Genomic DNA, 26,631 nt, shown 5'->3' with positions numbered 1-26,631 from the left:
TACATGATTGATATCCACTCTCACATTGTTTTTGGTGTAGATGATGGACCAAGCACAAAAGAAGAAAGCCTAACTCTTCTGAAAGAAGCTTTTTCACAGGGAGTTCGTACGATTGTATCCACTTCACATCGTCGTAAAAATATGTTTGAAACTCCAGAAGATTGTATAATGAAAAACTTTAAAGAAGTTCAGGATCTCGCTAAAAGAGCATTACCAGAGTTAAAAATTCTATATGGAGCTGAAATATACTTCACTCAAGATGCTCTTGAAAAATTAAATAATAAAGAGATTCCTACTCTAAATGATACACAATATGCTTTAATTGAATTCAGTTCTCTTACCCCCTATTGGGAAATCCGTAATGCAGTAAGTAAAGTTTTAATGTTAGGTATTAGACCCGTCATTGCGCATATTGAGCGCTATGCCGAATTAGAAAATAATGAAAAACGAGTTAAAGAATTGATAAATATGGGATGTTATACTCAAATAAATAGCTCGAGTGTTCTTAAGCCTAAAATATTCGGGGATAAGTATCGCTTACTCAAAAAAAGAGCTCAGTATTTTCTATCCCATAATCTAGTTCACTGTGTGGCTAGCGATATGCATAATCTAAGCTCAAGACCACCATATATGAAGCAAGCATTTGACGCAATTAGTCATCAGTATGGAAAGGAAAGAGCAGAAGAATTATTTTTAGTAAATCCTCAGTTGATTATATCGAACAAAAATATTTAGCAACATTTAATTTAGGTATATTTCCTGTATTTTAATCACGTAAGCTTGAAAATCTTATTTTTTTATGTTATATTGAACTGTATGATTTAATTCTTGGTAAATATACATATTTTTATTAGTTCTAGCTTTTTATACTCAGGACTATATATATATGCATCAACGTAGTGAGTGGCGCACGCATATATATGTGTGCGCCTTAGTTTTTTCTAGGAGAATGATGCTTATGTATAGGAGAATTAAGAGAATTATAGGTCTTCTAATTTCTATACCCTCATTACTATTAATTATCCCGATTTGTTTAATAGCATGTATCTTTATTGTAATCGAATCAAGTGGTAATCCTATTTATATACAAGAACGAATTGGTTTAAATGGACAAAGTTTTTCAATTTATAAACTCCGATCCATGTATCAAGATGCTGAAAAGAATGGTCATAAATGGGCGAGCAAAAATGATACACGCATTACAAAAGTTGGACGTTTTATTCGTAAAACACGAATTGATGAATTACCACAAATCATTAATGTAATTAAAGGTGAGATGTCCATTATTGGACCACGACCAGAACGACCAGAGTTTATCAATGAATTTTTGAAAGATATCCCTAATTTTAATGAACGTTTAGCTGTCCGCCCAGGAATCACAGGATGGCTCAAGTAAATGGTGGTTATGAATTAACTCCTAAAGATAAATTAGTCTACGATCTATTCTATATCAATCACGAAAGTATCAAGTTAGATTTTCTTATACTATTAAAAACAATTAAAGTGATGGTTACCGGGAACGGATCTAGGTAGTTCTAAGAAAGAAAAAATAAATAAAAGGAAACAAACAATAATATGACTATTTTTAATAAAAATATTAATAGAGTTTTTTCTTTGATAAAAAGCAAACTACTATTTTTACTTCTATTTACTATAGTAGGGACGACAGCAGTTGGTCTATATACTGTTTTTATCATTTCTCCTATATACAGTGTATCCTCTAAGCTCATAATGAAGAACACTTCAAGTCAAACAAATGGGTAAAATAATGATGCGCAAACGATTGAAGCTATAAACCTCTTTCAAAGACAAGCTAAGACTTATTTAGAGATAGCAGATCTTCCCCCTGTAAAAGATGAGACCAATAAAGCATTAAGCTTATCACCAGATGAAATTTCAAAAATCAAGTCTGTTAAATTAACAAATGACTCAGGTTCTCAGTTGGTCACAATAACAGTGAGAGGACTAGATCGAAATTTAGCTGAACGTTATATTAAAGAGTATGTGTCTCAGTACAAGAAATTTACAGCAGATAGATTAGGGCGCGACAACTTGTCAGTTGTTACAGAAGCACTGGGAAGTGATTCTCCAGTTTATCCCGTTCTATGGAAGAATCTTCTTGTATCTATTCTAGTATTTTCTTTTGTAGGATTTAATGTTATTTTCATCAAATATGTACTGAGTGATTCGATTGATTCTTACGAAGACTTGGAAGAGTTAGTGGGAACACCTGTTCTCGGGATGATTCCGACTATAGAGAGAAAGAGAAGAGGTGAGTGACATGCATATCGAAGTTATTCATAACAGTAAATCCATCGTAGCTGAGTCCTTTAGAACTTTAAGGAGTAATCTTCAGTTCTCAGAATTTGGAAAAAATATTAAAATCATTGTCGTTACAAGTGCCAACCCAAATGAAGGAAAGAGTGAAGTCAGTATCAATCTTGCTGCCTCATTGGCTCAACAAGGGAAAAAAGTGATTATCATAGACGCAGATATGCGTAAACCAACCCAACATAAATTAACAGAGGTAAGTAATACCGAGGGTCTCAGCACCTTCTTATTAAAAAGATCTGGTGTAGATTCCATTAATCATCTAACGATAAATGATGTGAATTTAGATGTACTGACTTCAGGACCTGTTCCGCCTAATCCTTCTGAGATGTTAGCTAGTTCTTCGATGGATGAAACACTTAAAGCATTTGAAGATTTTTATGACTATGTCATTATCGATACACCTCCCTTGCTAGCAGCAACTGATGCCCAAGTTTTAGCCAGTATTTCGGATGCTACCCTTCTGGTAGTAGATATCAAAAAATCAAAACGACGACAAATAATAGAAGCAAAAAGAAGATTAGACCATGTTGGAGCTAGACTACTTGGTGTGATAATGAATAAAATGGATTCACATAAAGACACCTATTATTACTATTATTAAACTAACTATTTGAAAGGCAGGAGAGAAAAAATGACAATCTATCTTTTAATGTTCGTCTATGTCTCTTTTCTTGCCTTTTTCTCATTGAAATATGAGGATAAAGCAAAAGAATTAGGTTTCCTTGTTCTTCCGACTTTTTTCTTTTTTTTAATCATTGCGGGTTTTCGTACTTCTAGCGTCGGAGGAGACTTAGGAACTTATATCCATATTTTTGAATCGAATCATTTACAACTTCCGGATTTATCAAATCTATTTCGTTCTCGATTTGAACTTGGTTATTTAGTAAGTAATATTTTTCTAAGAAACTTTAGTGAGCACTATCCATTTTTATTATTTTCTTATGCCTTTATAACTTTAATTGCCTGGTTTCTTGTGCTTTATAAGCATTCTAAAAATGTTTACATGAGTTTACTGATTTACTTCAGCTCGTTAGGACTCTTTTTTTATTCTTTATCAAATATCAGGCAAGGTCTAGCAATCGCTTTAAGTTTTTTAGGGTTTCACTACGTAGTAAAAAACAAGAAGATTTTAGCATGGGTATTTATCTTACTAACTCCCTTATTTCATACATCTGGTATCGTCTGCCTCTTGTTTTTCCCTCTTAAAAAAATCGTTTTAAACAAAAGAATATATCAATTTGTGTTTCTTGTATTTCTAATCATCTTACCTTTTATCAAACAAATTGCAACTATCTTTATTTCTTTCTTTCCCCAGTATACTTCCTATCTGGAGTCATCATGGTTTTTGGAAAGCAATAAATGGGCACCTGTATTTTTAACAATTTGGTATGGTATCGTTCTGATCTTTGGTGAATTAGTGATTAGAAAACAGAAGTTATCGACTGAAGAAGAATTTATAAGAACTTTGTTCTTTATCTCCTTTTTATTTACTGCGTCAACTTTGCAAACAAGTCTTTTTGGCAGATTCGCACACTATTTTACCCCCTTTATTTGCCTATATATCCCTATGATTTTATCTAAAATAGGTGACAAAAAAGTTCAATGGATTTTATTTTATTTGATGATATTGGTTTACGCTTCAATCTTTCTAGTCATTGTTTATTTTAAAGCTGACTGGTACCATGTCGTTACCTACCGTTCAGTTATTGTAGATTGGTTATTTGGAAATTAGGTTTAGGAGTTATAAAATGAAATTTTCAGTTCTAACGACAGTCTATAAAAAAAGAGACTCCTAGCAATTTAAGGAAAAGTTTACTAAGTTCTTATCAGCAGACCCTTAAACCGACAGAAATCATTTTAGTTTGTGATGGCGAATTGACTGAAGAGTTAGAAATAGAAATCCAAAAGTTGCAGAGAGAGATTCCGATTTTAAAAGTTTTTCATTTACCTGAAAATTTAGGCTCAGGACCAGCCTCTCTCTTTGGAGTCAATCAATGCCAAACAGAATTCATTGCTAGAATGGACAGTGATGATTATTCTCTAGAAACAAGGTTTGAAAAGCAAGCAGTAGCCTTTGAAAAAAATCCCAACCTCATCATGGTTGGTTCCAATATCCTAGAGAAAAATACAGAGTTTACCGCCTTAAAGAAAGTACCAGAAACTACAGCCGAAATTCGTCAATATTCGAAAATGAGAAATCCCTTTAATAATCCATCGAGTATGATGAAAAAAAAATATATCTTGAAGGCTGGTAATTATCGTAAGTTCCGCTATCTAGAGGATTATGACCTCACAATGAGATTGTTACACGATAATCCAACCAAGGATTTTTTGAATATCCAGGATCCCTTGGTTGTCATGCAGACTAACGATTCTAGCTATCTGCGTAGAGGCGGTTTCTTGTATGTAAAGACGGACTTTATGCTCCAATTAGATTTTTATCGTAGAAGAGACATTAGTCTAGTAGAATTTCTTAGAAATATTTTCCTTCGTAATGCGGTTCGAATTCTTCCGAATTCAGTTAGGAAATGGGTCTATAGGAAAAAAATGAGAGAAGATGTAGAGGTGGTTAGGAAGATATGAAGAGAGTCATTACATACGGAACATTTGATTTATTGCATTATGGTCATATTAATCTCTTAAAAAGGGCAAAAGCTTTGGGAGATTATTTGATTGTAGGATTATCCACCAATGAATTTAATAGACTAGAAAAAAATAAAGAATGTTATTTCGATTACGAAAAAAGAAAATCGCTATTAGAGGCTATCAGATATGTGGATCTTGTCATACCAGAAGAAAATTGGGATCAAAAAATCTCAGACATCGAAAAGTATCATGCTGATGTCTTTGTCATTGGAGATGATTGGCAGGGCAAGTTTGATTATTTAAGTGATATGGGGATAGAGGTTGTTTACCTACCACGAACAAAAGAAATTTCAACCTCTAAGATAAAGAATGATTTGAATCAAGGAAACTAGGATGAAATATCAAGTCATACATGTAACAGGTGGTGTAAGGAATACCATGAGCGGGGTACAAAGTTTTATAAAGAATCATATCCCAACTGATGATCAAGAATTTGAATATATGGTTGGCGAGTCAAATGGCGACGCTCATTTCCCATTTAATCAATACCTAGATGAAAAAGAAATCAAACGCATTGTATTTCCTGCCCTACAGATTTCTAAACTATTTGCCTATGCGAGAGAGTGCCGACAATTTTATGAAAGGAATAAGATTGACATTCTCCATGTCCATAATCCTATAACCGCTTTTATACATAATTACTATGCTCGAAAAAATGGTGTCCCAGTTAGGATTTACCACAATCATAGTAGCCAATTTTCAGATACTTGGTTGAAAAGTATTCGCAATCGATTTTTGGTCTTTTTGGCTTTGAAAAATGCGACCCATCGTGTCTCTTGTGGCCAATTAGCTGGACTGAAGATATTTGGAAAGAAATCCTTTCAAATCCTTCCAAATGCAATTGACATCGATAAGTATCGCTTTTCTCCGACTTTTCGAGAAGAGATTCGCAAAGAGTTTCATATAGCTGAACATCAAAAAGTAGTAGGGATGATTGGTATTTTAAATCCTTTCAAGAATCAGAGTTTTTTGATTGAAGTTGCTAAAGAATTACCTGACGTTACCTTTGTCTTTGTTGGTGAAGGTCCAGATCGTGCCATTTTAGAAGAGAAAAGTAAGGAAGTGAAGAATATCATCTTTACAGGAAAAAGAGAAGATGTTCATAAGTTTTATTCAGCCTTTGATATCTTTGCCTTTCCTTCTTTGTATGAAGGTTTCCCAATCGTGCTGGTAGAGGCTCAGTGTTCTGGAGTCGATATTCTCATGAATGAAACGATTGATCCAACAACTCAGATCGTTAGTGAACTTTGCACAGCCATGCCTCTAGATAAGGCTAAATGGGTAAACTACATAAAAAAGGCGCCTATCAAGAAGAAACAACGACAGCTAAATGAACACCTAAAGCAGTTTGATATTGAAGAAAATGTTCAAAATTTAAAAGAAATTTATAAGCAAGGTTTAAAAAGAGAATGATCAACTATTTAAAACCCTTACTGTTCAAAGTAAGTGATTTTACTTATAAAATAAATAAAATGATTCCCAAGAAAAGGAACAGAATTGTTCTCTATTCTAATTGGGGGTTCAGAGATAATCTTAGAACACTTTATCACTATTTAGTGGATAATGACTATCAGGAAACATATGAGATCGTTTGTGCTTCAAATGATTTTTATCATTTAGAAAAAGAGAATGATATAAAGTATGTTTCAATTTATCGAGGTTTCTTTTATTTTTTAACATCTAAATATTTTTTCTATTCTTTTGGCAAGTATCCTGTAAAGCCTGCTTCAAAGCAGATGGTTGTCAACTTGTGGCATGGAATGCCCTTGAAAAAAATTGGCAATCTTGAAGTTGGCATGGAAAAGATTGACTATAATTTCTTTACAAAATTAGTCTCTTCTTCAGATTTATTTACTCCAATTATGAAAGCAGCCTTTAATGCTAAAGACGAGCAGATGCTTCTTGTTGGTAATATTCGAAATGATGAACTCTTTAAAGAGAAAGAAGAGAAGAAAATTATCTGGATGCCAACCTACCGTAATTCTAAAAACTATCATGATAGCCAAGCAGCATTGATTTTTTCATTAGAAGAAGAGGATTTTAAAAACATTGAAGAACTACTCTCAAACTATGGCTATCAACTTTATATTAAACTCCATCCTCTTGAGGAATCTCAGTTGAAATTTGAAATGAATGCTTCGACGATTCATCTATTGACAGAAGATATCATTAGTGAGCAATATGGGACTTTATATACCTTTTTAGGAACAACCAGTGCATTGATTACAGATTATTCTTCAGTATTTTTAGATTATTATTTATTAAATAGGCCAGTTGCATTTACGATTAATGATTATGAGGAATACAAGGAAAAAAGAGGCTTTGTGTTTGAAGATGTGAAGAGTTTAATGGTGGGAAGTGTCATTCGTGATTCGCATGACTTATTAGACTTTCTAGAGAATGTCATGAAATCTGAAGATCCTTATATTGACGAACGAAAAAAAGTCAATAACAAGGTAAATGCCATTCAAAAAGATTTTACAAAGACACTTTTGGATGAAATTGGATTAAGGAAATAAGGTTAGGATAAAGAATGATTAGTGTAATCGTACCTGTTTATAATGTAGAAACTTATCTGGAAGAATGTTTAGACAGCATTCAAAACCAAACCTACACAGACTTTGAAGTCCTTTTAGTCAATGATGGTTCAACAGATGGATCAAAAGCTATTTGTGAACGTTATTGTAAAGAGAATCGTCGCTTTCACTTGTTGAATCAAGAAAATCAAGGATTGAGCGCTGCACGAAATACTGGTGTAGCAGCTTCAAGAGGAGAGTTTATTGTATTTGTGGATAGTGATGACATGATTCTAGCGAACTATTTAGAAACCTTAATGCACTATATGCGTGAAGACGTAGATATTGTGGAAAGTCAGTTTACCGTATCTAACGAGGAATTTCTTGCTAAAAGTTTTAAAGAACCAAGTATTCTATTCGAAGGGAACTCTCAAGAAGCAGTAAAAATTTTCCCTAAACATGTTTTAAATGTTAATGCAGTTACAAAACTTTATAGAAGATCAATTGTTGAAGCTGTTCCTTATATAGATGGGGTGATTTTTGAAGATGTTTATTGTGGAATTGGAATGTTAAAATATATTCGAAAAATCATTAAGATTGATTATAAAGGTTATTATTATCGACAACATCAAGCTAGTATCATGCATCGAACCTTTACTCCTAAAAATTTAGATATCTTTACAGTCAGTGACCAATTAATAGACTTATATTCTGATAGGGAAGAACTTCTTCCTTACATTGGCAGCTTCCTAGTTCATGTAGCAACCATGCATTATCAAGACTATATCCAAAAAGGAAATCCATATGCAGATGTCTATAATCAGAAATTAGCCGACTATGTAACTATCACCAAGAAAAATCCTGAGCTTGCAAAAAGTTCGCGTATGATTCGCCTCTATAATATTTGTCCAAAATATTATAATTCGATCATTTTCCCTGTTTATCATTTTTTGTGGAAACTAAAAAATGGAATTAGAAAGTAAATTCAGATGAATAAAAATGAATGAGAAGGAAGCTGTTTTATGATTAGCTTAATCGTTCCAGTTTATAACGTGGAAGAATATCTGGAAGAATGTCTAGAAAGTATTCGAAAGCAAACCTATCAAGATATAGAAGTCATTTTAGTCAATGATGGTTCAACAGATGGCTCCCAAGCTATTTGTGAGTATTTTTGCCAAACAGATAAGCGTTTCCGATTGATCAATCAAAAAAATCAAGGTCAAAGTGTAGCCAGAAATCATGGCGTAAAAGAATCCCTTGGTGAATATATCATGTTTGTCGATAGTGATGATGTCATTAAAGCAAATATACTAGACGTATTACTATCCTATATGAAGGCGGATGTGGATTTAGTAGAATGTAGTCTTGTTCGCAATCAAGAAGAATTGCATAAAAATAAACCGATTCGAGTTATTTTCGAAGGTAATTCAACGGCAACCATTATTAAATGTATAGCACTTAAAGAAGTGAATTATTCCCCATGTGCAAAATTATATAGAAGAGAAATTATTGAAAAAGTTCCATTTTTAGAAGGTGTTATTTACGAGGATGTTTATACAGGAATTAATTTTTTAAAAAATATTCGAAAAATGGTAGTTGTTGATTTAACTGGGTATTATTACCGATTTAGTCCGAATAGTACTATGACAACTTCTTTTAATGAGAAAAATTTAGATATTTTTAAAGTTGGAAATCAATTAATAGCATCCTTCCAAGATGATGCATATTTATTACCGTATATTGGATACTTTATGTTTTATCTAGGGGTTAGTCATTATTACAGAGATGGCATTACGAAGAAGAGTCCTTGTGTTAGTTTGTATGAGAATTTTATAAAGGAGTCTGCTTTTATTGCGAAGCAATCTCAAGAAGTTGTTCGAAAATACCGTTTACTAAGAATGTATTTCATAGCGCCAAAATATTTTTTAACGATTACTCATCCAGTGTATCAGTTTCTGTATAAAGGATGGAGTAAATTTAGAAAGTTGACTCACAAAAGACAAATGAAGGAGCTTATGAACAAAAATGATTAGTATAATCGTTCCAGTTTATAACGTGGAAGAATATCTGGAAGAATGTCTAGAAAGTATTCGAAAGCAAACCTATCAAGATATAGAAGTCATTTTAGTCAATGATGGTTCTACAGATGGCTCACAAGCGATTTGTGAGCGTTATTGCCAAATGGATAAGCGTTTCCGATTGATCAATCAAAAAAACCAAGGTCAAAGCGTAGCCAGAAATCGTGGTGTGAAAGAATCCCTTGGCGAATACATCATGTTTGTCGATAGTGATGATGTTGTAAGTCTTGGTCTGTTAGAACAACTAATGAAGTATATGTCTGATGGAATTGATATTGTAGAATGTAATATAACCGAGGATATTCATTGTTTAAATTCCGAAGGAAAAGAAATTGGTGTTAAAGAATTAGATTCAAATGAAGCCTTATATGAATGTTTTAATCATGGAGTAAGTTGGAGTCCAGTCGCAAAACTCTATCGTCGTGAAATAGTGGAGAAAGTTCCGTTTTTAGAAAATTTAATTTATGAAGATTTTTATACTGGAATCGTCTCTTTAAAATATATTCATAAAATGAGAAAAATTAACTATATTGGTTATTATTATCGATATCATACTTCTAGTACGATGAATCAGAAATATTCAGAAAAGAATCTTGATATTTTTAAAGTTGGCGAAAAATTATTAGAGGAATTTAGAGAAGATAATTGGTTACCTTATGTAGGGAATATGTTATTTTTAGTCGGTATTGGACATTTTAAAAAGTATAACATAAGAGTTGGACATCCATATTATCAGTTATATATTGATGAGATTAATAAATATGCCAAAATAGCTAAGAAATCATCAGATATTTTCAATTCTAGTAAACTATTAAGATGGTATAGTTATTCATCAAAATATTTTTTTAGTTTATATTATCCTCTGTATTTAAGATATTTAGACATTCGAAAAAAATGGAAAATTTAATAGGAGCCTATTTATGATTAGTGTCATTGTACCTGTTTATAATGTTGAAGAGTATCTGGAAGAATGTTTAAATATCAACATCAAACTTATACCGATATAGAAGTGATCCTAGTCAATGATGGTTCAAGAGATGGCTCAAAAGAAATTTGTGAGCGCTATTGTCAACAAGATTCTCGTTTTCACTTAATCAATCAAGAAAATAAAGGATTAAGTGGCGCTCGTAATCGTGGTATGACTGAATCTAAAGGCGAATTGATCACTTTTGTAGACAGTGATGATGTTCTTAAAGAAGATATGTTGGAACAATTGATAAAACAGGTTACCTCAGATGATATTGATATTGTAGAGTGTTGGTATACGAATGATCAAGAAGAATTAGCAATCCCTTCACCAGAAAATGTAAAAATTATTTTTCAAGGAAATGCCCAAGAAGCTTTAGTCTCTTTATGTAAAGATAATATTGTCCGTTTGAATGCAGTTGCTAAACTTTTTCGAAGACAAGTGATTGTCAATTTTCCATTTTTAGAAGGTTTATTTTATGAAGATGTGTATGGCGGAATGGGAATCTTAAAACAGATACATAAAATGGTAAAAATTGATTATATAGGATACTATTATCGCGTGCGTTCTGGTAGTATTATGAATCGCGAATTTAGTTTGAAAAATTTGGATTTGTTTACGATTTGTGATAAAGTGGAGCAACTATATGAAGGAAATGCTGACTCACTCCCATACGTACAACGTCGCTTATTCCATTTAGTTTTGATGCACCTTGTCGACTATCGTATATTTGAGGGAAATCCCTATCAAGAAAAATATGTCGAGTACCTGAATCGTTACGCTAAAAGTTCAAGTCGCTCATTTTTAATGAGAGCCTATCGATTATTCCCTCAAAAGATTGTCTTCATTTCAAGAGTTGTTGGAGCCATTCAATGGAGATTTGAAAAATATATTGTAAAAAGATTTTGGAGAGGGTTGAAGTAGTATGAATTATTACTTAAAAGAATTTTACGCAGAAGCCAAACATGCAGGATCTAAAGCAAGATTAGATGCTGAAAAAATAATGCTAGAAGCAGGATATCAACCTTTTTCCCTAAATAATGATTCAAATCCCATCACTTTGACAAAAAATGATGTGTTAGTTCTTCAATTTCCGTTATTATGGGATTCCTTAAAAAAACAAATTTTAACGAGATTTTTGAAAAATAGAACATTCAAAGCTTATTTGCTGATTCACGATATCGAGTCCTTGAGAAACAAAAAAATCAGGTCATTTACAGATTTTAAACATTCCATTATCCATTTTTTACAGAATAAAACAGTCCTTGAAAAAGTCGATGGTATTATCGCTCATAACGAAAAGATGAAAAGTGAACTTGTTCGATTGGGAATACCGGAAGAGAAGATTGTTTCCTTAGAGATATTTGATTATTTAATTCCAAATTATGAAGAGAAGAAAGCTTATGAAAAAGAAACTATTTTGTTAGCTGGAAATTTCGATATTCGGAAAACAAAATACGCAAGACAATTACCCGAAAAACCAGATTTTTCTATTTATGGCATTAACTTTGAAGAGGAGAATCTTCCTCACAACGTTCATTATCAAGGTGCTTTTTCTCCTGATGAACTTTCTAATCACTTGCATGGTGGTTTTGGCTTAGTCTGGGATGGAGATAGCCCCCATACTTGTAGTGGGATGTATGGAGAATATTTAAAGATGAATAACCCACATAAAGCCTCTTTATATTTAGCATCAGGTTTTCCAATCATCGTGTGGAGACAATCTGCTTTAGCTGAGTTTGTACGAAAAAACCATTGTGGAATACTTGTTGATTCATTATTTGAAATTGCAGATTGTTTAAACTCGATTGATGAAGAAGATTTTCAAGAGCTGATTAAAAATAGTAAAATAGTAGGAGAGAAACTTCGTAACGGATATTTTCTAAAAACAGCTTTAGAAAAATGTGAAAGGAATTTGTAGAGTTTATGAAACTACAAATCTTACAAAAAAAATGGCTCGCTATCGTCAAATTTTAAAATATTATGGCCTTAAACTAACATGTGTTTACTTTCTTGCACAAAAATCTGACAAGATGTTTTATGATTTTCGTAGAAAGATTCTTTTGGATTTTGTACTAAAATTAAGAAAAGAAGCACAACTAGTTGATTCGAGTAATGAAAAAGAAGAAGAAACAACAGAATTTCCGAAAATAATTTGGACAATGTGGCAACAGGGAGAAGCTCAAATGCCTGAGACAGTCCAGACTTCAATAAAGACCATAAAAGACTTCGCCAAAAGAAATGATTGTGAATTCTATTTGTTGACAGATGAAAATCTGGCGAATTTCATCAATATTCCAGCAGACATCACCGAAAAATACAAGAAAAAAGAATTATCAGCTGCGCATTATTCAGATATTATTCGTTTTAGTCTCTTATGCCAATACGGTGGCATTTGGATGGATACAACCTTATTTGTATCTCCCTATGCAACTTTAGAAATGTTTGAAGGGGACTTTTTTAGTTTGAATCATCCACCTATACGATCTGAACAAATAGAACGAACTGTTGGTGACTTTAAATGGGCAGGTTTCTTTCTGGCAGGAAAAAAAGGCAAGCCTTATTTTAAACATATTCGGGATTTATATCTTTACTATGTTCGTAAATATCCAGTTTTTATTCATTACCTGATGATGGATTATTTTATTTTGTCCGAATATAAGTGCAGTCCTTATTTTGAAAACTTAGTGGATAGATTACCTATTCTAGCACCAGCTGAGCGTGTTTGGTTTTTAAGAGACCATGCTCATGATCTTTTTGATGAAAAGGAATGGGAAGAAGTGTTAAAAACAACACCGATTTTGAAAACGACTTATAAAATCAAGAAAGAAGAAGTCCTTCCAGGAAGTTATCTCGATCAACTTTTACAAGGAAAATTAAAGGAATAGATGAAATACACGAAAAAAAGTAGAACCGAATTTGCCACCTTAAATACGAGTATTGCTCTGGCATTGCAACCTTTTCAAGTCCTTCTTGGCTTTATCAATCGAACTATTTTTATCAATTTACTTGGGGTAACCTATCTAGGATTAAACAATTATTTGTCTAGCTTAGTTTCCATTCTGTCTTTGGCAGAATTAGGGGTTGCTGGAGCCATGAGCTATGCACTATATGGACCCTTAGACAGAGAAGAACATGGAAAAATCAATGCCTTTATGATTCTCTTCAAAAAATTATATAGAATCATTGGCTTTTCTATTTTTATACTGGGCGCTATACTTTCTTTATTTCTTCCTTATATGATAAAGGATTATACGGTAAACAGTGAAGTATATTTGATTTTTTTCCTCTTTGTTTTTAATTCTGCTTCTAGCTATTTTTTCTCCTATAAACGAACCTTGCTTTATGTCGATCAGCGTAATTATATGATGACTTTGATTGACTTTGGATTAAATACTCTTCGCGTATGCTTGCAAATCGGAATTTTATTCTTTACCAAAAATTATATCTTTTATCTATTGATCAGTATCATCATGAATTTTATAGGGAATATCATCATGTCGCGGATTGTAGACAGATTGTATGGTTACTTGTTTAAGAATGAGATAACACCCATTAATCAGGAGGAAAAAGGAAAATTTATCCGAAATATCAAAGGAAATATAGTCGGTAGTATTGGAGAAACGATTGTTTTTCAAACAGATAGTATTCTAATGGCAAGTTTTGTCAGCTTAGCAGCTATAGGTATTTACGGGAATTATACCTATGTTTTAGGATTTCTTTCACTGATTTTAAATACTGTGATTAATTCAGTTGTTTCTTCCGTAGGTAACTTAGTCCATTCGGAGTCTACGACAGTAGCAGATATGGTTAAATTCCTAAAAAAATTCCAGTTTATTACTTTTAGCCTGATTTATTTTGCTAGCTTAGGTTATTTAATGTTCATTCATCCATTTATGACTATCTGGTTAGGTGAGAGTTTTTCATTTAATTATACGATTGAGATTTTGATCGTCCTTCATTTTTTCCTAACTTTTTATAGAAGACCGATTCTAACGTTGATTTCAGTTTATGGATTAAGTTATGAGCAAAATAAAAAAGTTATCGTCGAGATTTTATTAAATATTTCCCTTTCACTCTACTTTTTAGTGATTTTAGATTTAGGGGTATCTGGAATTTTATTGGGTACGATTTGTTCAACAGTCTTGACCTGTACATGGTATGAACCCTATAGCGCCTTTAAGTATGGATTGAAAGCTTCCTCAAAGGATTTTTTTAAAACATTGTTACAAGATTTCACTGTCGCAGGGATAAGCTTTCTACTTTTGAGTTTGCTGGATAACTACCTCTTAACTCAGCTAGATTTCATTTTCGGTTTGATCATCAAAATCGTCCTTTATTTGATAGTATTGGGTGTCTACGTTTTCCTATTTAGAAATCATGAAGGCGGTAGACAAATCATACTGATGATTCAAAAAGTATTAAAGTTAAAAAAATAAGGAGAAATCAATGAAAAGAATATTGGTTTGTGGTCTGGTTCCAGATGTTGGTGGCTTGGAAAAAATTGTTCTAGATTTTTATAACCATATTGATACCTCTGAATTTGAACTGGAATTTTTACTACAAGGTCCTGAAGATGTTGAATTTAGTGATCATTTTAAAAAGCTTTGTCGCAATCCTCTAGTCGTTCATAGAATCCCCAAGTTAAGACCTCATATCCAGCAAGCCTTAAAAGAATGGGATGATTTTTTTAAGAAGAATGCTCATCGTTATGATATTTTATGGTCCAATCAAAACGGCCTGACTCATCTAGAATTTTTAAAATTAGCAAAGAAATATGGGATAGAAAAAAGAATCGTTCATGGACATTGTGCGACAGCAGATAAATTTTATCGTTTTATTCACCCAATTAATCGACTTTTTGTCGGAAAATATGCAACAGATTTTTGGGCCTGTGGAACAGAAGCATTGAATCATTTTTATCATGGTCAAGAAAGAAAAAAAGCCTTGGTTATTCATAATGCCATTGAAGTTGAGAAGTTTTTATATGATCAAGAAATGCAAACCCAACTTCGAAAGGAGTATCAGATCCCTGAAAATTGTTTGGTCATTGGGCAAGTTTCCCGCTTAAATGAGAAACAAAAAAATCAAAGTTTCTGTATTAAGGTCTTTTCTGAAATCGTCAAAAAAGAACCAAATTCCCGTTTAGTTTTTATCGGAAGAGGTGATACTGCATTTTTAGAAAATGTGGCAAAAGAATATGGTGTAGAAGATAAAGTCATTTTTACAGGATTGACCACTAATGTCGGAAAAATGCTAAATTTATTAGATGTGTTCTTCTTCCCATCTAATTTTGAAGGATTGCCAATTGTACTCATTGAAGCACAAGCAAATGGATTACCTGTTGTAACTGCAAATCATTTACCAGATGCAAGAATACTAGATAACTACGATAACAGCCTGTCTTTGAAAGACTCTCTTGAAGAATGGGCGGATAAAATTTTGTCAGTCAGAAATAATCGGGAACTTGATACAGAAAAGGTGAAACAGCTAATAGATGAAAATGGCTACGAGATCGAATCTGCAACCAGACAGTTGGAAAAGTTATTTGATGAGTGATTAAAAGTTGATGGAGAGGACATGAATGTCTTCTCTAATTTTATTTCTATCAGATTATCACACGTTAGTTTCATAAATAAAATTATGGCTAGGCTATTTTAATAGTACTTCTAAAAGCTATTTTATCAGCAGAATAATTAACTTAATTACAAGGGAATACAACTAAGTTTATATTTAATAATCTCATGGATTAGAGATGGCTATTTGTCGGAGGTTAATATATCAAAAAATGAGATTGCATTCAATTTTTCTTAATAAAGTAGCTTTTCTAGACAAAAGCTTATGCAAAAAAGAGTAATTTATGATAGAATATAAGGCAAGAAAGAAAACGTTTTTACAATTTTTTCAACCCGAAGGAGATATATTATGGCTACTATTCAATGGTTTCCTGGTCACATGTCTAAAGCGCGTCGACAGGTGCAGGAAAATTTAAAATTTGTTGATTTTGTAACGATTTTGGTGGATGCTCGTTTACCTCTATCTAGTCAAAATCCTATGTTGACAAAGATTGTTGGTGATAAACCAAAACTCTTGATTTTAAACAAGGCGGACTTGGCTGATCCAGCAATGACCAAGGAATGGCGTCAGTATTTTGAATCACAGGGAATCCAGACGCTGGCTATCAACTCCAAAGAGCAAGTGACTGTAAAAGTTGTAACAGACGCGGCTAAAAAGCTCATGGCTGATAAGATTGCTCGTCAGAAGGAACGTGGTATCAAGATTGAAACCTTGCGTACCATGATTATTGGGATTCCAAACGCTGGTAAATCAACTCTCATGAACCGTTTAGCTGGTAAGAAGATTGCCGTTGTCGGCAACAAACCAGGTGTTACCAAGGGGCAACAATGGCTTAAAACCAACAAAGACTTGGAAATCTTAGATACGCCAGGGATTCTTTGGCCTAAATTTGAGGATGAAACTGTTGCACTGAAACTGGCCTTGACTGGAGCTATCAAAGACCAGTTGCTTCCTATGGATGAGGTGACCATTTTTGGTATCAATTATTTCAAAGAACATTATCCAGAAAAGCTGGCTGAACGCTTCAAACAAATGAAAATTGAAGAAGAAGCGCCTGTTATTATTATGGATATGACCCGTGCTCTCGGTTTCCGTGACGACTATGATCGTTTTTACAGTCTCTTCGTGAAGGAAGTCCGCGATGGCAAACTCGGTAACTATACCTTAGATACATTGGAAGACCTCGATGGCGACGATTAAAGAAATCAAAGAACTCCTTGCAACAGTCAAGGAGTTAGAAAGCCCTATTTTTTTAGAACTTGAAAAGGATAATCGCTCTGGAGTTCAAAAGGAAATCAGCAAGCGTAAAAAAGCCATTCAGGCAGAATTGGATGAGGATCTTCGTTTGGAATCCATGCTTTCCTACGAAAAAGAACTTTTCAATCAAGGGTTGACCTTGATAGCAGGTGTTGATGAAGTCGGCCGCGGTCCTCTAGCTGGGCCTGTAGTTGCTGCAGCCGTCATCTTACCTAAAAATTGTAAGATTAGAGGTCTCAACGACAGCAAGAAAATTCCTAAAAAGAAACATCTGGAAATTTTCCAAGCCGTTCAAAACCAAGCCTTGTCAATCGGAATCGGTATCATGGATAATCAGGTCATTGACCAAGTCAATATCTATGAAGCAACCAAACTGGCTATGCAGGAAGCAATCTCCCAGCTCAGTCCGCAACCTGAACACCTCTTAATTGATGCCATGAAACTGGAGTTGCCCATTTCACAAACATCTATCATCAAAGGAGATGCCAATTCCCTCTCGATTGCAGCGGCTTCAATAGTAGCCAAGGTGACACGTGATGAATTGATGAAGGAATACGACCAGCGGTTCCCTGGCTATGATTTTGCTACTAATGCAGGATATGGAACTGCTAAACACCTAGAAGGACTTGAAAAATTAGGAGTTACCCCGATTCACCGAATCAGTTTTGAACCAGTTAAATCACTGGTTTCAGGAGAAAAAGAAAGTTAAGTTAGAAGGAATGATTATGGAGGAACAGTCAGAAACACTCAGTTCCAAGAAAGAATTTGCCTTTGCCTCAAGCACCATACTATCCCAAGTTGGACGAGGAATCATTGTGGGACTCGTTGTCGGGCTCATCGTCGGATCCTTTCGGTTTTCAATCGAAAAAGGCTTCCACCTGATACAAGGACTTTATCAAGAACAAGCGCACTTAGTGCGCAATCTTTTTATCATTGGTCTATTTTATTTAATAGTTTGTTGGCTCAGTGCGAAATTAACTCGATCAGAAAAAGATATCAAGGGTTCAGGAATTCCTCAAGTCGAAGCCGAATTAAAGGGACTCATGACCCTCAACTGGTGGGGCGTACTTTGGAAAAAATATATTTTAGGAATTCTTGCTATTGCTAGCGGTCTTATGCTGGGGCGTGAAGGACCAAGCATTCAACTCGGAGCGGTCGGCGGTAAAGGAATTGCCAAATGGCTCAAATCCAGTCCAGTAGAGGAACGTTCCCTAATTGCGAGTGGAGCTGCCGCTGGTCTAGCTGCAGCCTTTAATGCACCAATTGCAGGTCTTCTCTTTGTCGTAGAAGAAGTCTATCATCACTTTTCTCGCTTTTTCTGGGTATCTACTCTCGCAGCTAGTCTCGTAGCAAACTTTGTTTCTTTACTCATATTTGGCCTAACACCCGTACTGGATATGCCAGACAATATCCCACTCATGACTCTAGACCAGTATTGGATTTACCTCCTTATGGGAGTTTTTCTTGGACTATCTGGTTTTCTCTATGAGAAAGCTGTACTTAATGTTGGCAGTGTTTATGATTGGATTGGTCAAAAAATCCATTTGGATAGAGCTTATTATCCAATTCTGGCTTTCATTCTCATCATACCAGTGGGGATTTTCTTACCACAAATCCTTGGTGGTGGGAATCAGCTGGTTCTTTCCTTAACTGAGCAAGATTTTAGTTTCCAAGTTCTATTAGTTTACTTTTTGATTCGCTTTGTTTGGAGCATGATTAGTTATGGAAGTGGCCTTCCAGGAGGTATTTTCCTACCAATTTTGGCGCTTGGCTCCTTACTTGGAGCTCTAGTTGGTGTTATTTGTGTCAATCTTGGACTTGTCAGTCAGGAGCAATTCCCTATATTTGTCATTCTAGGAATGAGTGGTTATTTTGGAGCAATATCCAAGGCTCCCTTAACTGCTATGATTCTGGTAACCGAAATGGTAGGAGATATTCGCAATCTCATGCCACTCGGACTAGTGACCCTAGTTGCCTACATCATCATGGATTTACTCAAGGGTGCTCCAGTCTATGAGGCCATGCTAGAAAAAATGTTGCCAGAAGAAGCGACAGATGAAGGAGAAGTCACTCTCATTGAAATCCCTGTTTCTGACAAAATCGCTGGAAAACAGGTTCATGAACTCAACCTACCACATAATATCCTCATCACCACCCAAGTCCATAACGGTAAAAGTCAAACCGTTAACGGTTCAACCAGAATGTATCTCGGAGATATGATTCACCTAGTTATTCCAAAAAGTGAAATTGGGAAAGTCAAAGATTTGTTGTTGTAGGAGTTTTTACATAATTTATGTTATGTAAAAAATAAACTTCTTAATTAATTAAATATATTAGAAAACCGATTCTCAGCAATGAGATCGGTTATTTTTTACTTACAAGATATCTCACGTACAAGTAACTGAACTTTGGTAAAAATAAGATTATAATTAAGTTAGAAATGATAATGCATAAAGATAGAAAGGAGTTTACTGTATCAAATCTGTACAGTAAGATTAAAATCATGAAAAAGAAAACAATAGCAATTATACAATGTATTTTGTATCTCATAGCTCCTTATATAGCTCTTCAGTTGTGTAGTATTAACAGAAGTTTAGTGGGTGAGTTCTTTATTATTTTCTTTATTCTGTTGACTATTTCATTCTGGTTTAGTATTTGGAAACTAGAAAAAGCACTAGCTAATGATTCACAATAGAAACTCCGAAGACTTATCTAAGTCTTTTTTAAAAACTCTATAATTTCTTTCCGAAAAACTATAATTTTCTTGAAAAATATATGAGTCTATGCTATACTACTAGTAGACTTATTAATGGAGAAAACACATGAAACGTGAGATTTTACTAGAACGAATCGACAAATTAAAACAAATCATGCCCTGGTATGTTCTGGAATACTACCAATCTAAGCTGGCTGTGCCCTACAGTTTTACAACCCTGTACGAATACCTCAAGGAATACGATCGATTTTTTAACTGGGTTTTGGAGTCTGGTATTTCAAACGCCGATAAAATGGCTGATATTCCTTTATCTGTCTTGGAAAATATGTCTAAGAAAGACATGGAATCCTTTATCCTTTACCTACGTGAACGTCCTTTGCTGAATTCTAATACAACCAAACAAGGAGTTTCACAGACCACTATAAATCGGACCTTATCAGCACTTTCTAGTCTTTACAAGTATCTGACCGAGGAGGTTGAAAACGATCAGGGAGAGCCTTATTTTTATCGTAATGTAATGAAGAAAGTTTCAACAAAGAAAAAGAAAGAAACGCTCGCTGCCAGAGCTGAAAACATCAAGCAAAAACTCTTTCTAGGTGATGAAACAGAAGGTTTTCTAACTTATATCGACCAAGAGTACCCGCAACAGCTCTCAAATCGTGCTCTCTCATCTTTTAACAAAAATAAAGAACGTGATTTGGCCATTATTGCCCTTCTCTTAGCGTCTGGTGTCCGCTTATCTGAAGCTGTTAATCTGGATCTAAGAGATCTCAATCTAAAAATGATGGTTATCGATGTCACTCGAAAAGGGGGCAAACGTGACTCGGTCAATGTCGCTGCTTTTGCTAAGCCTTATTTAGAGAATTATCTAGCCATTCGTAATCAACGCTATAAGACAGAAAAAACAGATACAGCCCTTTTTTTGACTCTCTACAGAGGAGTTCCTAATCGTATCGATGCTTCCAGCGTTGAGAAAATGGTTGCTAAGTACTCTGAGGACTTCAAAGTCCGTGTAACACCCCATAAACTACGACATACCCTAGCAACCAGGCTCTATGATGCCACTAAATCGCAAGTTTTGGTCAGTCACCAGCTAGGACATGCCAGCACACAAGTCACTGACCTCTATACCCATATCGTTAATGATGAACAAAAGAATGCTCTAGACAGTTTATAAAATACATAAAATAAATTATGTAATATATGGTTTTTAAAAAAGAAGCTGGTCCTACAACCAACTTCTTTTTGATTTATCCAACTACCGCTTCAGCGATTTCTTCACGGCTAATACCAGCGAAATAGCGTGTGATATCAATGGTTTCTAACGCCTTAAGGACATCTTCGCGTTCGTATTTCACCCCACGAAGGACATCTTCTACTGCAGCAACATCTTCAATACCAAAGAAGTCACCGTAAATCTTGATGTCTTGGATTTTTGATTCGAGAACATTAGCAAAGACTTCCACCTTACCACTAGTGAATTTTGTTCCACGACGGACGTTAAATTCAGGTGATTTACCATAGTTCCAGTCCCAAGTTCCAAACTTAGTATCTTTGATACGGTTAATTTCAGCTAGTTCTTCCTCAGAAAAAACGTATTCTGTCATCTCTGGATACTCTTTTTTCATGTATTCCAAGAGTAAGTCACGGAATTCTTCGACTGTGATTTTTTCTGGTAATTCATTGATAATATTGGTTACACGAGCACGAACCGATTTCACACCTTTTGATTCAAATTTATCTTTTGAAACCTTAAGGGCATTTGCTAGGACTGACAAATCAACGTCAAAGAGCAAGCAACCATGGTGCATGATACGACCGTTGATATAGGCTTGAGCATTGCCACAGAATTTCTTTCCATCAATCTCAAGGTCATTACGGCCTGTGAACTCAGCTTTAACCCCAAGTTGAGCCAAAGTATTGATAACTGGAGTTGAAAAACTCTTGAAGTCAAAAGCTTTGTTTTCATCTTCTTTTGAGATGATCGTGTAGTTGAGGTTATTTAAATCGTGGTAAACAGCTCCACCACCGCTGATACGGCGAACTACCTCGATGCCATTTTCGCGAACATAATCACGGTTGATTTCTTCGATGGTATTCTGGTGACGACCAACAATGATAGATGGCTTGTTAATCCAAAGTAGGAAAATTTGATCCTCATCCAAAAGGTGTTTAAAGGCGTATTCTTCCAAGGCAATATTAAAGGCAGTGTCGTTTGAATGATTGATAATGTATTTCATGATATCCCTTTATACGATAGAGACTGGAAAACACCTTTCCAGTCTAATCTATCTTTCTTTTATTTTTTCTTAGGTGAATGGATGGCCATTCCTAAAACATCCGCAAATGCTTCGTACATCACTTCAGAGTAGGTTGGGTGTCCGTGGATAGTCTTCAGCATTTCTTCAACAGTAATTTCCATTTCGATAATGCTCGATGCTTCATTGATCAATTCTGCAGCTGCAGGACCGATGATATGAACACCAAGGATTTCTCCGTATTTCTTATCCGCAATAACTTTAACGAAACCTTGAGCTGCATCCGATGCAATAGCACGACCGTTAGCAGCAAAGTTGAACTTACCGATGGCTACATCGTATTTCTCACGGGCTTGTTCTTCTGTCAAACCTACTGCTGCTACTTCAGGAAGAGTGTAGATAGCTGCAGGAGTCAAATTCAATTTGGCAACAGCATGATTTCCTTTAAGGGCATTTTCAGCGGCAACTTCACCCATACGGAAAGCTGCGTGAGCCAACATCTTAGTACCATTAATATCACCTGGTGCGTAGATACCTGGAACAGAAGTTTCCATGTATTCGTTGACCTTGATACGACCACGATCCAATTCAAACTCAACCTCTCCAATACCTTCAAGGTCTGGCACACGACCGATTGAAAGAAGAGCTTTATTTGCAATGATATCGTCTTTTCCTTCAACTTTAATACGAAGTTGACCATTTTCTTCGATGATTTCTTGCAGTTTAGTACCAGTCAAGATGGTCATTCCTTTACGTTCAAGGATCAAGCGAAGGTTCTTAGAAACTTCTGAATCCATAGCTGGCACGATACGATCCATCATTTCGATAACAGTCACTTTTGAACCAAATGTCATGAAGGCCTGACCGAGCTCGATACCGACAACACCACCACCGATGATAACAAGACTTTCTGGTACTTCGTTCATTTCAAGGATGTCGTCGCTGGTCATGACAAGTGGAGATTCCATACCAGGGATGTTGATCTTGCTGACTTTTGAACCACCAGCAAGGATGATTTTCTTGGTTTCAAGTAATTCAGAGCCATTTACCAAGACGTTCTTGTCTTTAGTAATGGTACCAATTCCTTTATGAACAGTAACTCCGTAGCTACGAAGAAGACCAGCAACTCCACCAACCAAAGTATTGACTACCTTAGACTTGGTTTCAAGGAGTTTGTCCATATCAACAGTGAAGTTAGGATTTTCAATCACAATACCACGATTTGCAGCATGACCGATATTTTCAATAATTTCAGCGTTATGTAGGTAGGTTTTAGTTGGGATACATCCACGGTTCAAGCAGGTTCCACCGAGTTCAGATTTCTCAACAAGGGCAACCTTCCCACCGAGTTGGGCAGCTTTAATGGCTGCAACATAACCAGCAGGACCTCCACCAATCACAACGATATCAAAAGCATCATCGCTCTTACCATCATCGTTTGAAGCACTTGCTGTAGGTACAGGGCTAGCTTCTGGCGCTGCTGCTCCAGCTGTTGGGATATTTTCCCCTTCTTCGCCAAGGTAACCGATAACTTCCGTTACAGGGACTGTTTCACCGTCCCCTTTGAGGATAGCAATCAAGTACCCATCTTCTTCGGCTTCCAATTCCATGCTGACTTTATCAGTCATGATTTCCAAAAGGATTTCTCCTTCTTTTACAAATTCTCCGACTTTTTTATTCCATTGGACGATTTGTCCTTCTGTCATATCCACGCCGGCTTTTGGCATAATTACTTCTAAGGCCATGTCTTCCTTCCTTTATCTATATCTTAAAAATGAATACTCTTGTACTTAAATCAACATTGAGATTGGATTTTCAATCAATTCTTTCAAGTCTTTCATAAACTTAGCACCAGCCATACCATCTACGACACGGTGGTCAATTGTTAAACCAAGGCTCATGATTGGGCGAATCACAATTTCACCATTGACTACAACTGGCTTCTCGATTGTCGAACTCACACCAAGGATAGCTGAGTTTGGTTGGTTAATGATAGGACCAAAGGACTGAACACCAAACATTCCCAAATTACTGATTGTGAAGGTTGAATTTTGCAGTTCACTTGGAGCCAATTTACCATCCAAGGTACGACCGATGACATCCTTGAAGGCTACAACCAGTTCTGAAAGACTCATCTTCTCAGCATTGTAAACAACAGGTGTCATCAATCCATTATCCATCCCAACTGCCATGGCAAGATTGACATAGTTGTGAGTGATAATGGTCTTGCCATCTTCTGTCAATGAAGCGTTGATGTATGGGTGTTTCATAAGAGTCTTAACAACTGCAAGTGAAAGAAGGTCTGTTACAGTAGTCTTCTTCCCAGTTGCTTCCATGATTGGCTCAAGAACCTTCTTACGAAGAGCCAACATTTCAGTCATATCAACTTCATAGTTGAGGGTGAAGGTTGGCGCAGTTAAGTAAGATTCAACCATACGTTGGGCAATAACCTTACGCATTGGTGTCATTGGAATACGCTCGATTTCACCGTATGGTGTTACGTTATCAGGAACTTCTTCCACTTTTTCAATCTGAGCAGGAGACTTGATGGTATCGTTTTCGATATTTTCAGGAAGCAAGGCCAAAACATCCTTCTTCATGATTTTACCACGATGACCGGTTCCTTGGATTTCCTGCCAAGCAATATTATGTTCGAGGGCAATTCGTTTTGCAAGTGGCGAAATGCGAACCACGTTTGTGTCTTTATAAGTTTCCACGTCTTCTTTGTGGACACGACCGTTTGCACCTGAGCCAGAAACGTCGTAGAGGTTGATCCCTAAATCATCCGCTAACTTTCTAGCTGCAGGAGTCGCTCTTAGCTTGTCATCAGCCATGACCTCTCCAATTCTATACTAAGATATTAAGGACGAAGAGGGCAATGAAAAAATAGGAGATTGACGATGTGTTCGATGAACACAAGGAAATCTATCTTTTTTTCGAAGACCTCCGTCCGAATTCAATTAAATGATACTAAGGGCGTTAAAAGCGACTGAAAAATAGGAAATCGACGATGGATTCGATGAAGCCAAGGAGATTTATCTTTTTTCCGAGCTTTTAGCCCGTGTTCAACTCTACAAGTAACTTGGACACGAAACGCGTCTCAAGTTACTACGGTTGCCGCTATTTGGCGGTCAACCTTGTAGACTTACTAATTCATTCGTCGAATATTATCGATTCGACTCACTCATGTCGCAACTCTTCAAATCATTTGGATACAAAATGTATCTCAAGTTACTAAAGTTAAAAACAGCAAAGGTTTTACATAATTCAATTTATGTAATTCTATTCTTTATTATATGTTTTACGGATGGCATCTTTGATGCTTTCAACGGTTGGAATCATTGCATTTTCTAGGTTTTGTGCATAAGGCATTGGCACATCTTCTCCTGCGCAACGACGGATTGGTGCATCTAGATAGTCAAATGCTTCCGATTCTGAAATAATAGCTGAAATCTCTCCGATATAGCCGCTTGTTTTATGGGCATCGTTAACCAGAACAACTTTACCAGTCTTCTTAACTGAGTTAATGATAATCTCCTTATCAAGCGGAACAAGGGTGCGTGGGTCAACAATCTCAACAGAAATTCCTTCTTCTGCTAATTCTTCAGCTGCTTGAACCACACGGCGAAGCATTTTTCCATAAGTAACAACTGTTACATCCGTACCTTCACGTTTGATTTCCCCAACTCCAAGTGGAATCGTATAGTCTGGATCAACTGGTACTTCCCCTTTTTGGTTAAATTCTGACTTGTACTCAAGAATGATAACAGGGTTATTATCACGGATAGAAGACTTAAGCAATCCTTTCATGTCCGCAGGTGTACCTGGTGCCACAACCTTAAGACCAGGAATGTGAGTAAACCAAGACTCTAGTGATTGCGAGTGCTGGGCTGCAGAACCAACTCCATTACCAGCAGCGCATCGAACAGTCATTGGAACCTGTCCCTTACCACCAAACATATAGCGTGTTTTAGCAGCTTGGTTGACGATATTGTCCATGGCAATGACCGAGAAGTCCATAAAGGTCATATCAACGATTGGACGAAGGCCTGTCATGGCTGCTCCTGCTGCTGCTCCAGAGATGGCAGCTTCAGAAATCGGACAGTCACGGACACGTTCTGGACCAAATTCTTCAAGCATTCCAACAGAAGTTCCGAAGTCTCCTCCGAAGACACCGACGTCTTCTCCCATCAAGAACACATTTTCATCGCGACGCATTTCCTCAGACATAGCAAGGATAATGGTGTCACGGAAGGACATTGTTTTTGTTTCCATTTTATCT

The 26,631-nt window shown here is 35.6% G+C and carries 24 protein-coding genes and 1 pseudogene; 21 read left to right on the top strand and 4 right to left on the bottom strand.

Annotated features, from left to right (window positions below):
• Window positions 1-3: 3 nt before the first annotated feature.
• The 21 genes and pseudogenes from cps4B (at window position 4) to xerS (ending at window position 21,268) form a co-directional block, all read left to right on the top strand.
• Window positions 4-735, top strand: coding sequence for a capsular polysaccharide biosynthesis protein Cps4B (gene cps4B, locus STYK_RS05315; RefSeq protein ID WP_261804629.1), 732 nt, complete (start codon window positions 4-6; stop codon window positions 733-735).
• 151 nt (window positions 736-886) lie between these two features.
• Window positions 887-1,533, top strand: a pseudogene (locus STYK_RS05310) (sugar transferase).
• A gap of 408 nt (window positions 1,534-1,941) precedes the next feature.
• On the top strand, window positions 1,942-2,280 hold the full coding sequence (locus tag STYK_RS05300) for a YveK family protein (RefSeq protein WP_261804626.1): 339 nt from the start codon (window positions 1,942-1,944) through the stop codon (window positions 2,278-2,280).
• Window position 2,281: 1 nt separating this feature from the next.
• Complete coding sequence (locus STYK_RS05295) at window positions 2,282-2,935, top strand: CpsD/CapB family tyrosine-protein kinase (RefSeq protein WP_203213488.1); 654 nt, start codon at window positions 2,282-2,284, stop codon at window positions 2,933-2,935.
• A gap of 30 nt (window positions 2,936-2,965) precedes the next feature.
• A complete protein-coding gene (locus STYK_RS05290; RefSeq protein WP_261804625.1) occupies window positions 2,966-4,066 on the top strand; it encodes an EpsG family protein in 1,101 nt (366 codons plus the stop codon).
• Between the two features lie 44 nt (window positions 4,067-4,110).
• Window positions 4,111-4,917 carry a glycosyltransferase gene (locus tag STYK_RS05285; RefSeq protein ID WP_315972290.1) on the top strand — a complete coding sequence of 269 codons (807 nt, stop codon included), beginning with the start codon at window positions 4,111-4,113 and terminating at the stop codon, window positions 4,915-4,917.
• The gene (tagD, locus tag STYK_RS05280; RefSeq protein ID WP_049544612.1) at window positions 4,914-5,312 is read left to right on the top strand and encodes a glycerol-3-phosphate cytidylyltransferase; all 399 of its coding nucleotides are present in this window, start codon (window positions 4,914-4,916) and stop codon (window positions 5,310-5,312) included. The genes STYK_RS05285 and tagD overlap by 4 nt, the downstream gene beginning before the upstream one ends.
• 1 nt (window position 5,313) lies before the next feature.
• Window positions 5,314-6,393 carry a glycosyltransferase gene (locus tag STYK_RS05275; protein ID WP_049544611.1) on the top strand — a complete coding sequence of 360 codons (1,080 nt, stop codon included), beginning with the start codon at window positions 5,314-5,316 and terminating at the stop codon, window positions 6,391-6,393.
• A complete protein-coding gene (locus STYK_RS05270; RefSeq protein ID WP_125455027.1) occupies window positions 6,390-7,499 on the top strand; it encodes a CDP-glycerol glycerophosphotransferase family protein in 1,110 nt (369 codons plus the stop codon). The genes STYK_RS05275 and STYK_RS05270 overlap by 4 nt, the downstream gene beginning before the upstream one ends.
• Window positions 7,500-7,513: 14 nt before the next feature.
• Window positions 7,514-8,479: a glycosyltransferase family 2 protein gene (locus tag STYK_RS05265; protein WP_060628360.1), complete on the top strand. Its 966-nt coding sequence runs from the start codon at window positions 7,514-7,516 to the stop codon at window positions 8,477-8,479.
• A gap of 39 nt (window positions 8,480-8,518) precedes the next feature.
• Complete coding sequence (locus STYK_RS05260; RefSeq protein WP_261804624.1) at window positions 8,519-9,529, top strand: glycosyltransferase family 2 protein; 1,011 nt, start codon at window positions 8,519-8,521, stop codon at window positions 9,527-9,529.
• Window positions 9,522-10,481 carry a glycosyltransferase family 2 protein gene (locus STYK_RS05255; protein WP_084926358.1) on the top strand — a complete coding sequence of 320 codons (960 nt, stop codon included), beginning with the start codon at window positions 9,522-9,524 and terminating at the stop codon, window positions 10,479-10,481. The genes STYK_RS05260 and STYK_RS05255 overlap by 8 nt, the downstream gene beginning before the upstream one ends.
• Window positions 10,482-10,544: 63 nt before the next feature.
• A complete protein-coding gene (locus STYK_RS05250) occupies window positions 10,545-11,465 on the top strand; it encodes a glycosyltransferase family 2 protein (RefSeq protein WP_261804623.1) in 921 nt (306 codons plus the stop codon).
• A gap of 1 nt (window position 11,466) precedes the next feature.
• On the top strand, window positions 11,467-12,462 hold the full coding sequence (locus STYK_RS05245; protein WP_261804622.1) for a glycosyltransferase: 996 nt from the start codon (window positions 11,467-11,469) through the stop codon (window positions 12,460-12,462).
• A 31-nt stretch (window positions 12,463-12,493) separates the two neighbouring features.
• Complete coding sequence (locus STYK_RS05240) at window positions 12,494-13,429, top strand: capsular polysaccharide synthesis protein (protein ID WP_261804621.1); 936 nt, start codon at window positions 12,494-12,496, stop codon at window positions 13,427-13,429.
• Window positions 13,430-14,980 (top strand): lipopolysaccharide biosynthesis protein, encoded by a 1,551-nt coding sequence (locus STYK_RS05235; protein ID WP_261052417.1) that lies wholly within the window; start codon window positions 13,430-13,432, stop codon window positions 14,978-14,980.
• A gap of 10 nt (window positions 14,981-14,990) precedes the next feature.
• A complete protein-coding gene (locus STYK_RS05230; protein ID WP_227325412.1) occupies window positions 14,991-16,100 on the top strand; it encodes a glycosyltransferase in 1,110 nt (369 codons plus the stop codon).
• 366 nt (window positions 16,101-16,466) lie between these two features.
• A complete protein-coding gene (ylqF, locus tag STYK_RS05225; RefSeq protein ID WP_020901132.1) occupies window positions 16,467-17,318 on the top strand; it encodes a ribosome biogenesis GTPase YlqF in 852 nt (283 codons plus the stop codon).
• Window positions 17,305-18,084: a ribonuclease HII gene (locus STYK_RS05220; protein WP_238095903.1), complete on the top strand. Its 780-nt coding sequence runs from the start codon at window positions 17,305-17,307 to the stop codon at window positions 18,082-18,084. Before ylqF ends, STYK_RS05220 begins: the two co-directional genes overlap by 14 nt.
• Before the next feature lie 16 nt (window positions 18,085-18,100).
• Entirely contained in the window at window positions 18,101-19,651 is a 1,551-nt protein-coding gene (locus STYK_RS05215; RefSeq protein WP_261008728.1) for a ClC family H(+)/Cl(-) exchange transporter, read from the top strand.
• A gap of 546 nt (window positions 19,652-20,197) precedes the next feature.
• Window positions 20,198-21,268, top strand: coding sequence for a tyrosine recombinase XerS (gene xerS / locus STYK_RS05210; protein ID WP_261805372.1), 1,071 nt, complete (start codon window positions 20,198-20,200; stop codon window positions 21,266-21,268).
• 73 nt (window positions 21,269-21,341) lie between these two features.
• Here xerS and STYK_RS05205 read toward each other — a convergent pair whose 3' ends face one another.
• From STYK_RS05205 to STYK_RS05190, 4 genes are all read right to left on the bottom strand, one after another.
• On the bottom strand, window positions 21,342-22,331 hold the full coding sequence (locus STYK_RS05205; RefSeq protein WP_000873983.1) for a lipoate--protein ligase: 990 nt from the start codon (window positions 22,329-22,331) through the stop codon (window positions 21,342-21,344).
• A 59-nt stretch (window positions 22,332-22,390) separates the two neighbouring features.
• Window positions 22,391-24,094 (bottom strand): dihydrolipoyl dehydrogenase, encoded by a 1,704-nt coding sequence (gene lpdA / locus STYK_RS05200; RefSeq protein ID WP_001162878.1) that lies wholly within the window; start codon window positions 24,092-24,094, stop codon window positions 22,391-22,393.
• A gap of 45 nt (window positions 24,095-24,139) precedes the next feature.
• Window positions 24,140-25,183 (bottom strand): dihydrolipoamide acetyltransferase, encoded by a 1,044-nt coding sequence (locus STYK_RS05195; RefSeq protein WP_000752716.1) that lies wholly within the window; start codon window positions 25,181-25,183, stop codon window positions 24,140-24,142.
• Between the two features lie 448 nt (window positions 25,184-25,631).
• Window positions 25,632-26,624: an alpha-ketoacid dehydrogenase subunit beta gene (locus tag STYK_RS05190; RefSeq protein ID WP_000448715.1), complete on the bottom strand. Its 993-nt coding sequence runs from the start codon at window positions 26,622-26,624 to the stop codon at window positions 25,632-25,634.
• Window positions 26,625-26,631 lie beyond the last annotated feature (7 nt).

Source organism: Streptococcus toyakuensis (assembly GCF_024346585.1).
Lineage (GTDB): Bacteria > Bacillota > Bacilli > Lactobacillales > Streptococcaceae > Streptococcus > Streptococcus toyakuensis.
This window is presented reverse-complemented; position numbering and strand designations above follow the sequence as displayed.

Bases quoted from the DNA above. Each gene is read 5' to 3' on its own strand.
- cps4B (WP_261804629.1), top strand. From the start codon at position 4: ATGATTGATATCCACTCTCACATTGTTTTTGGTGTAGATGATGGACCA.
- STYK_RS05295 (WP_203213488.1), top strand. From the start codon at position 2,282: ATGCATATCGAAGTTATTCATAACAGTAAATCCATCGTAGCTGAGTCC.
- STYK_RS05290 (WP_261804625.1), top strand. From the start codon at position 2,966: ATGACAATCTATCTTTTAATGTTCGTCTATGTCTCTTTTCTTGCCTTT.
- tagD (WP_049544612.1), top strand. From the start codon at position 4,914: ATGAAGAGAGTCATTACATACGGAACATTTGATTTATTGCATTATGGT.
- STYK_RS05275 (WP_049544611.1), top strand. From the start codon at position 5,314: ATGAAATATCAAGTCATACATGTAACAGGTGGTGTAAGGAATACCATG.
- STYK_RS05270 (WP_125455027.1), top strand. From the start codon at position 6,390: ATGATCAACTATTTAAAACCCTTACTGTTCAAAGTAAGTGATTTTACT.
- STYK_RS05265 (WP_060628360.1), top strand. From the start codon at position 7,514: ATGATTAGTGTAATCGTACCTGTTTATAATGTAGAAACTTATCTGGAA.
- STYK_RS05260 (WP_261804624.1), top strand. From the start codon at position 8,519: ATGATTAGCTTAATCGTTCCAGTTTATAACGTGGAAGAATATCTGGAA.
- STYK_RS05255 (WP_084926358.1), top strand. From the start codon at position 9,522: ATGATTAGTATAATCGTTCCAGTTTATAACGTGGAAGAATATCTGGAA.
- STYK_RS05250 (WP_261804623.1), top strand. From the start codon at position 10,545: ATGTTTAAATATCAACATCAAACTTATACCGATATAGAAGTGATCCTA.
- STYK_RS05245 (WP_261804622.1), top strand. From the start codon at position 11,467: ATGAATTATTACTTAAAAGAATTTTACGCAGAAGCCAAACATGCAGGA.
- STYK_RS05240 (WP_261804621.1), top strand. From the start codon at position 12,494: ATGGCTCGCTATCGTCAAATTTTAAAATATTATGGCCTTAAACTAACA.
- STYK_RS05235 (WP_261052417.1), top strand. From the start codon at position 13,430: ATGAAATACACGAAAAAAAGTAGAACCGAATTTGCCACCTTAAATACG.
- STYK_RS05230 (WP_227325412.1), top strand. From the start codon at position 14,991: ATGAAAAGAATATTGGTTTGTGGTCTGGTTCCAGATGTTGGTGGCTTG.
- ylqF (WP_020901132.1), top strand. From the start codon at position 16,467: ATGGCTACTATTCAATGGTTTCCTGGTCACATGTCTAAAGCGCGTCGA.
- STYK_RS05220 (WP_238095903.1), top strand. From the start codon at position 17,305: ATGGCGACGATTAAAGAAATCAAAGAACTCCTTGCAACAGTCAAGGAG.
- STYK_RS05215 (WP_261008728.1), top strand. From the start codon at position 18,101: ATGGAGGAACAGTCAGAAACACTCAGTTCCAAGAAAGAATTTGCCTTT.
- xerS (WP_261805372.1), top strand. From the start codon at position 20,198: ATGAAACGTGAGATTTTACTAGAACGAATCGACAAATTAAAACAAATC.
- STYK_RS05205 (WP_000873983.1), bottom strand. From the start codon at position 22,331: ATGAAATACATTATCAATCATTCAAACGACACTGCCTTTAATATTGCC.
- lpdA (WP_001162878.1), bottom strand. From the start codon at position 24,094: ATGGCCTTAGAAGTAATTATGCCAAAAGCCGGCGTGGATATGACAGAA.
- STYK_RS05195 (WP_000752716.1), bottom strand. From the start codon at position 25,183: ATGGCTGATGACAAGCTAAGAGCGACTCCTGCAGCTAGAAAGTTAGCG.
- STYK_RS05190 (WP_000448715.1), bottom strand. From the start codon at position 26,624: ATGGAAACAAAAACAATGTCCTTCCGTGACACCATTATCCTTGCTATG.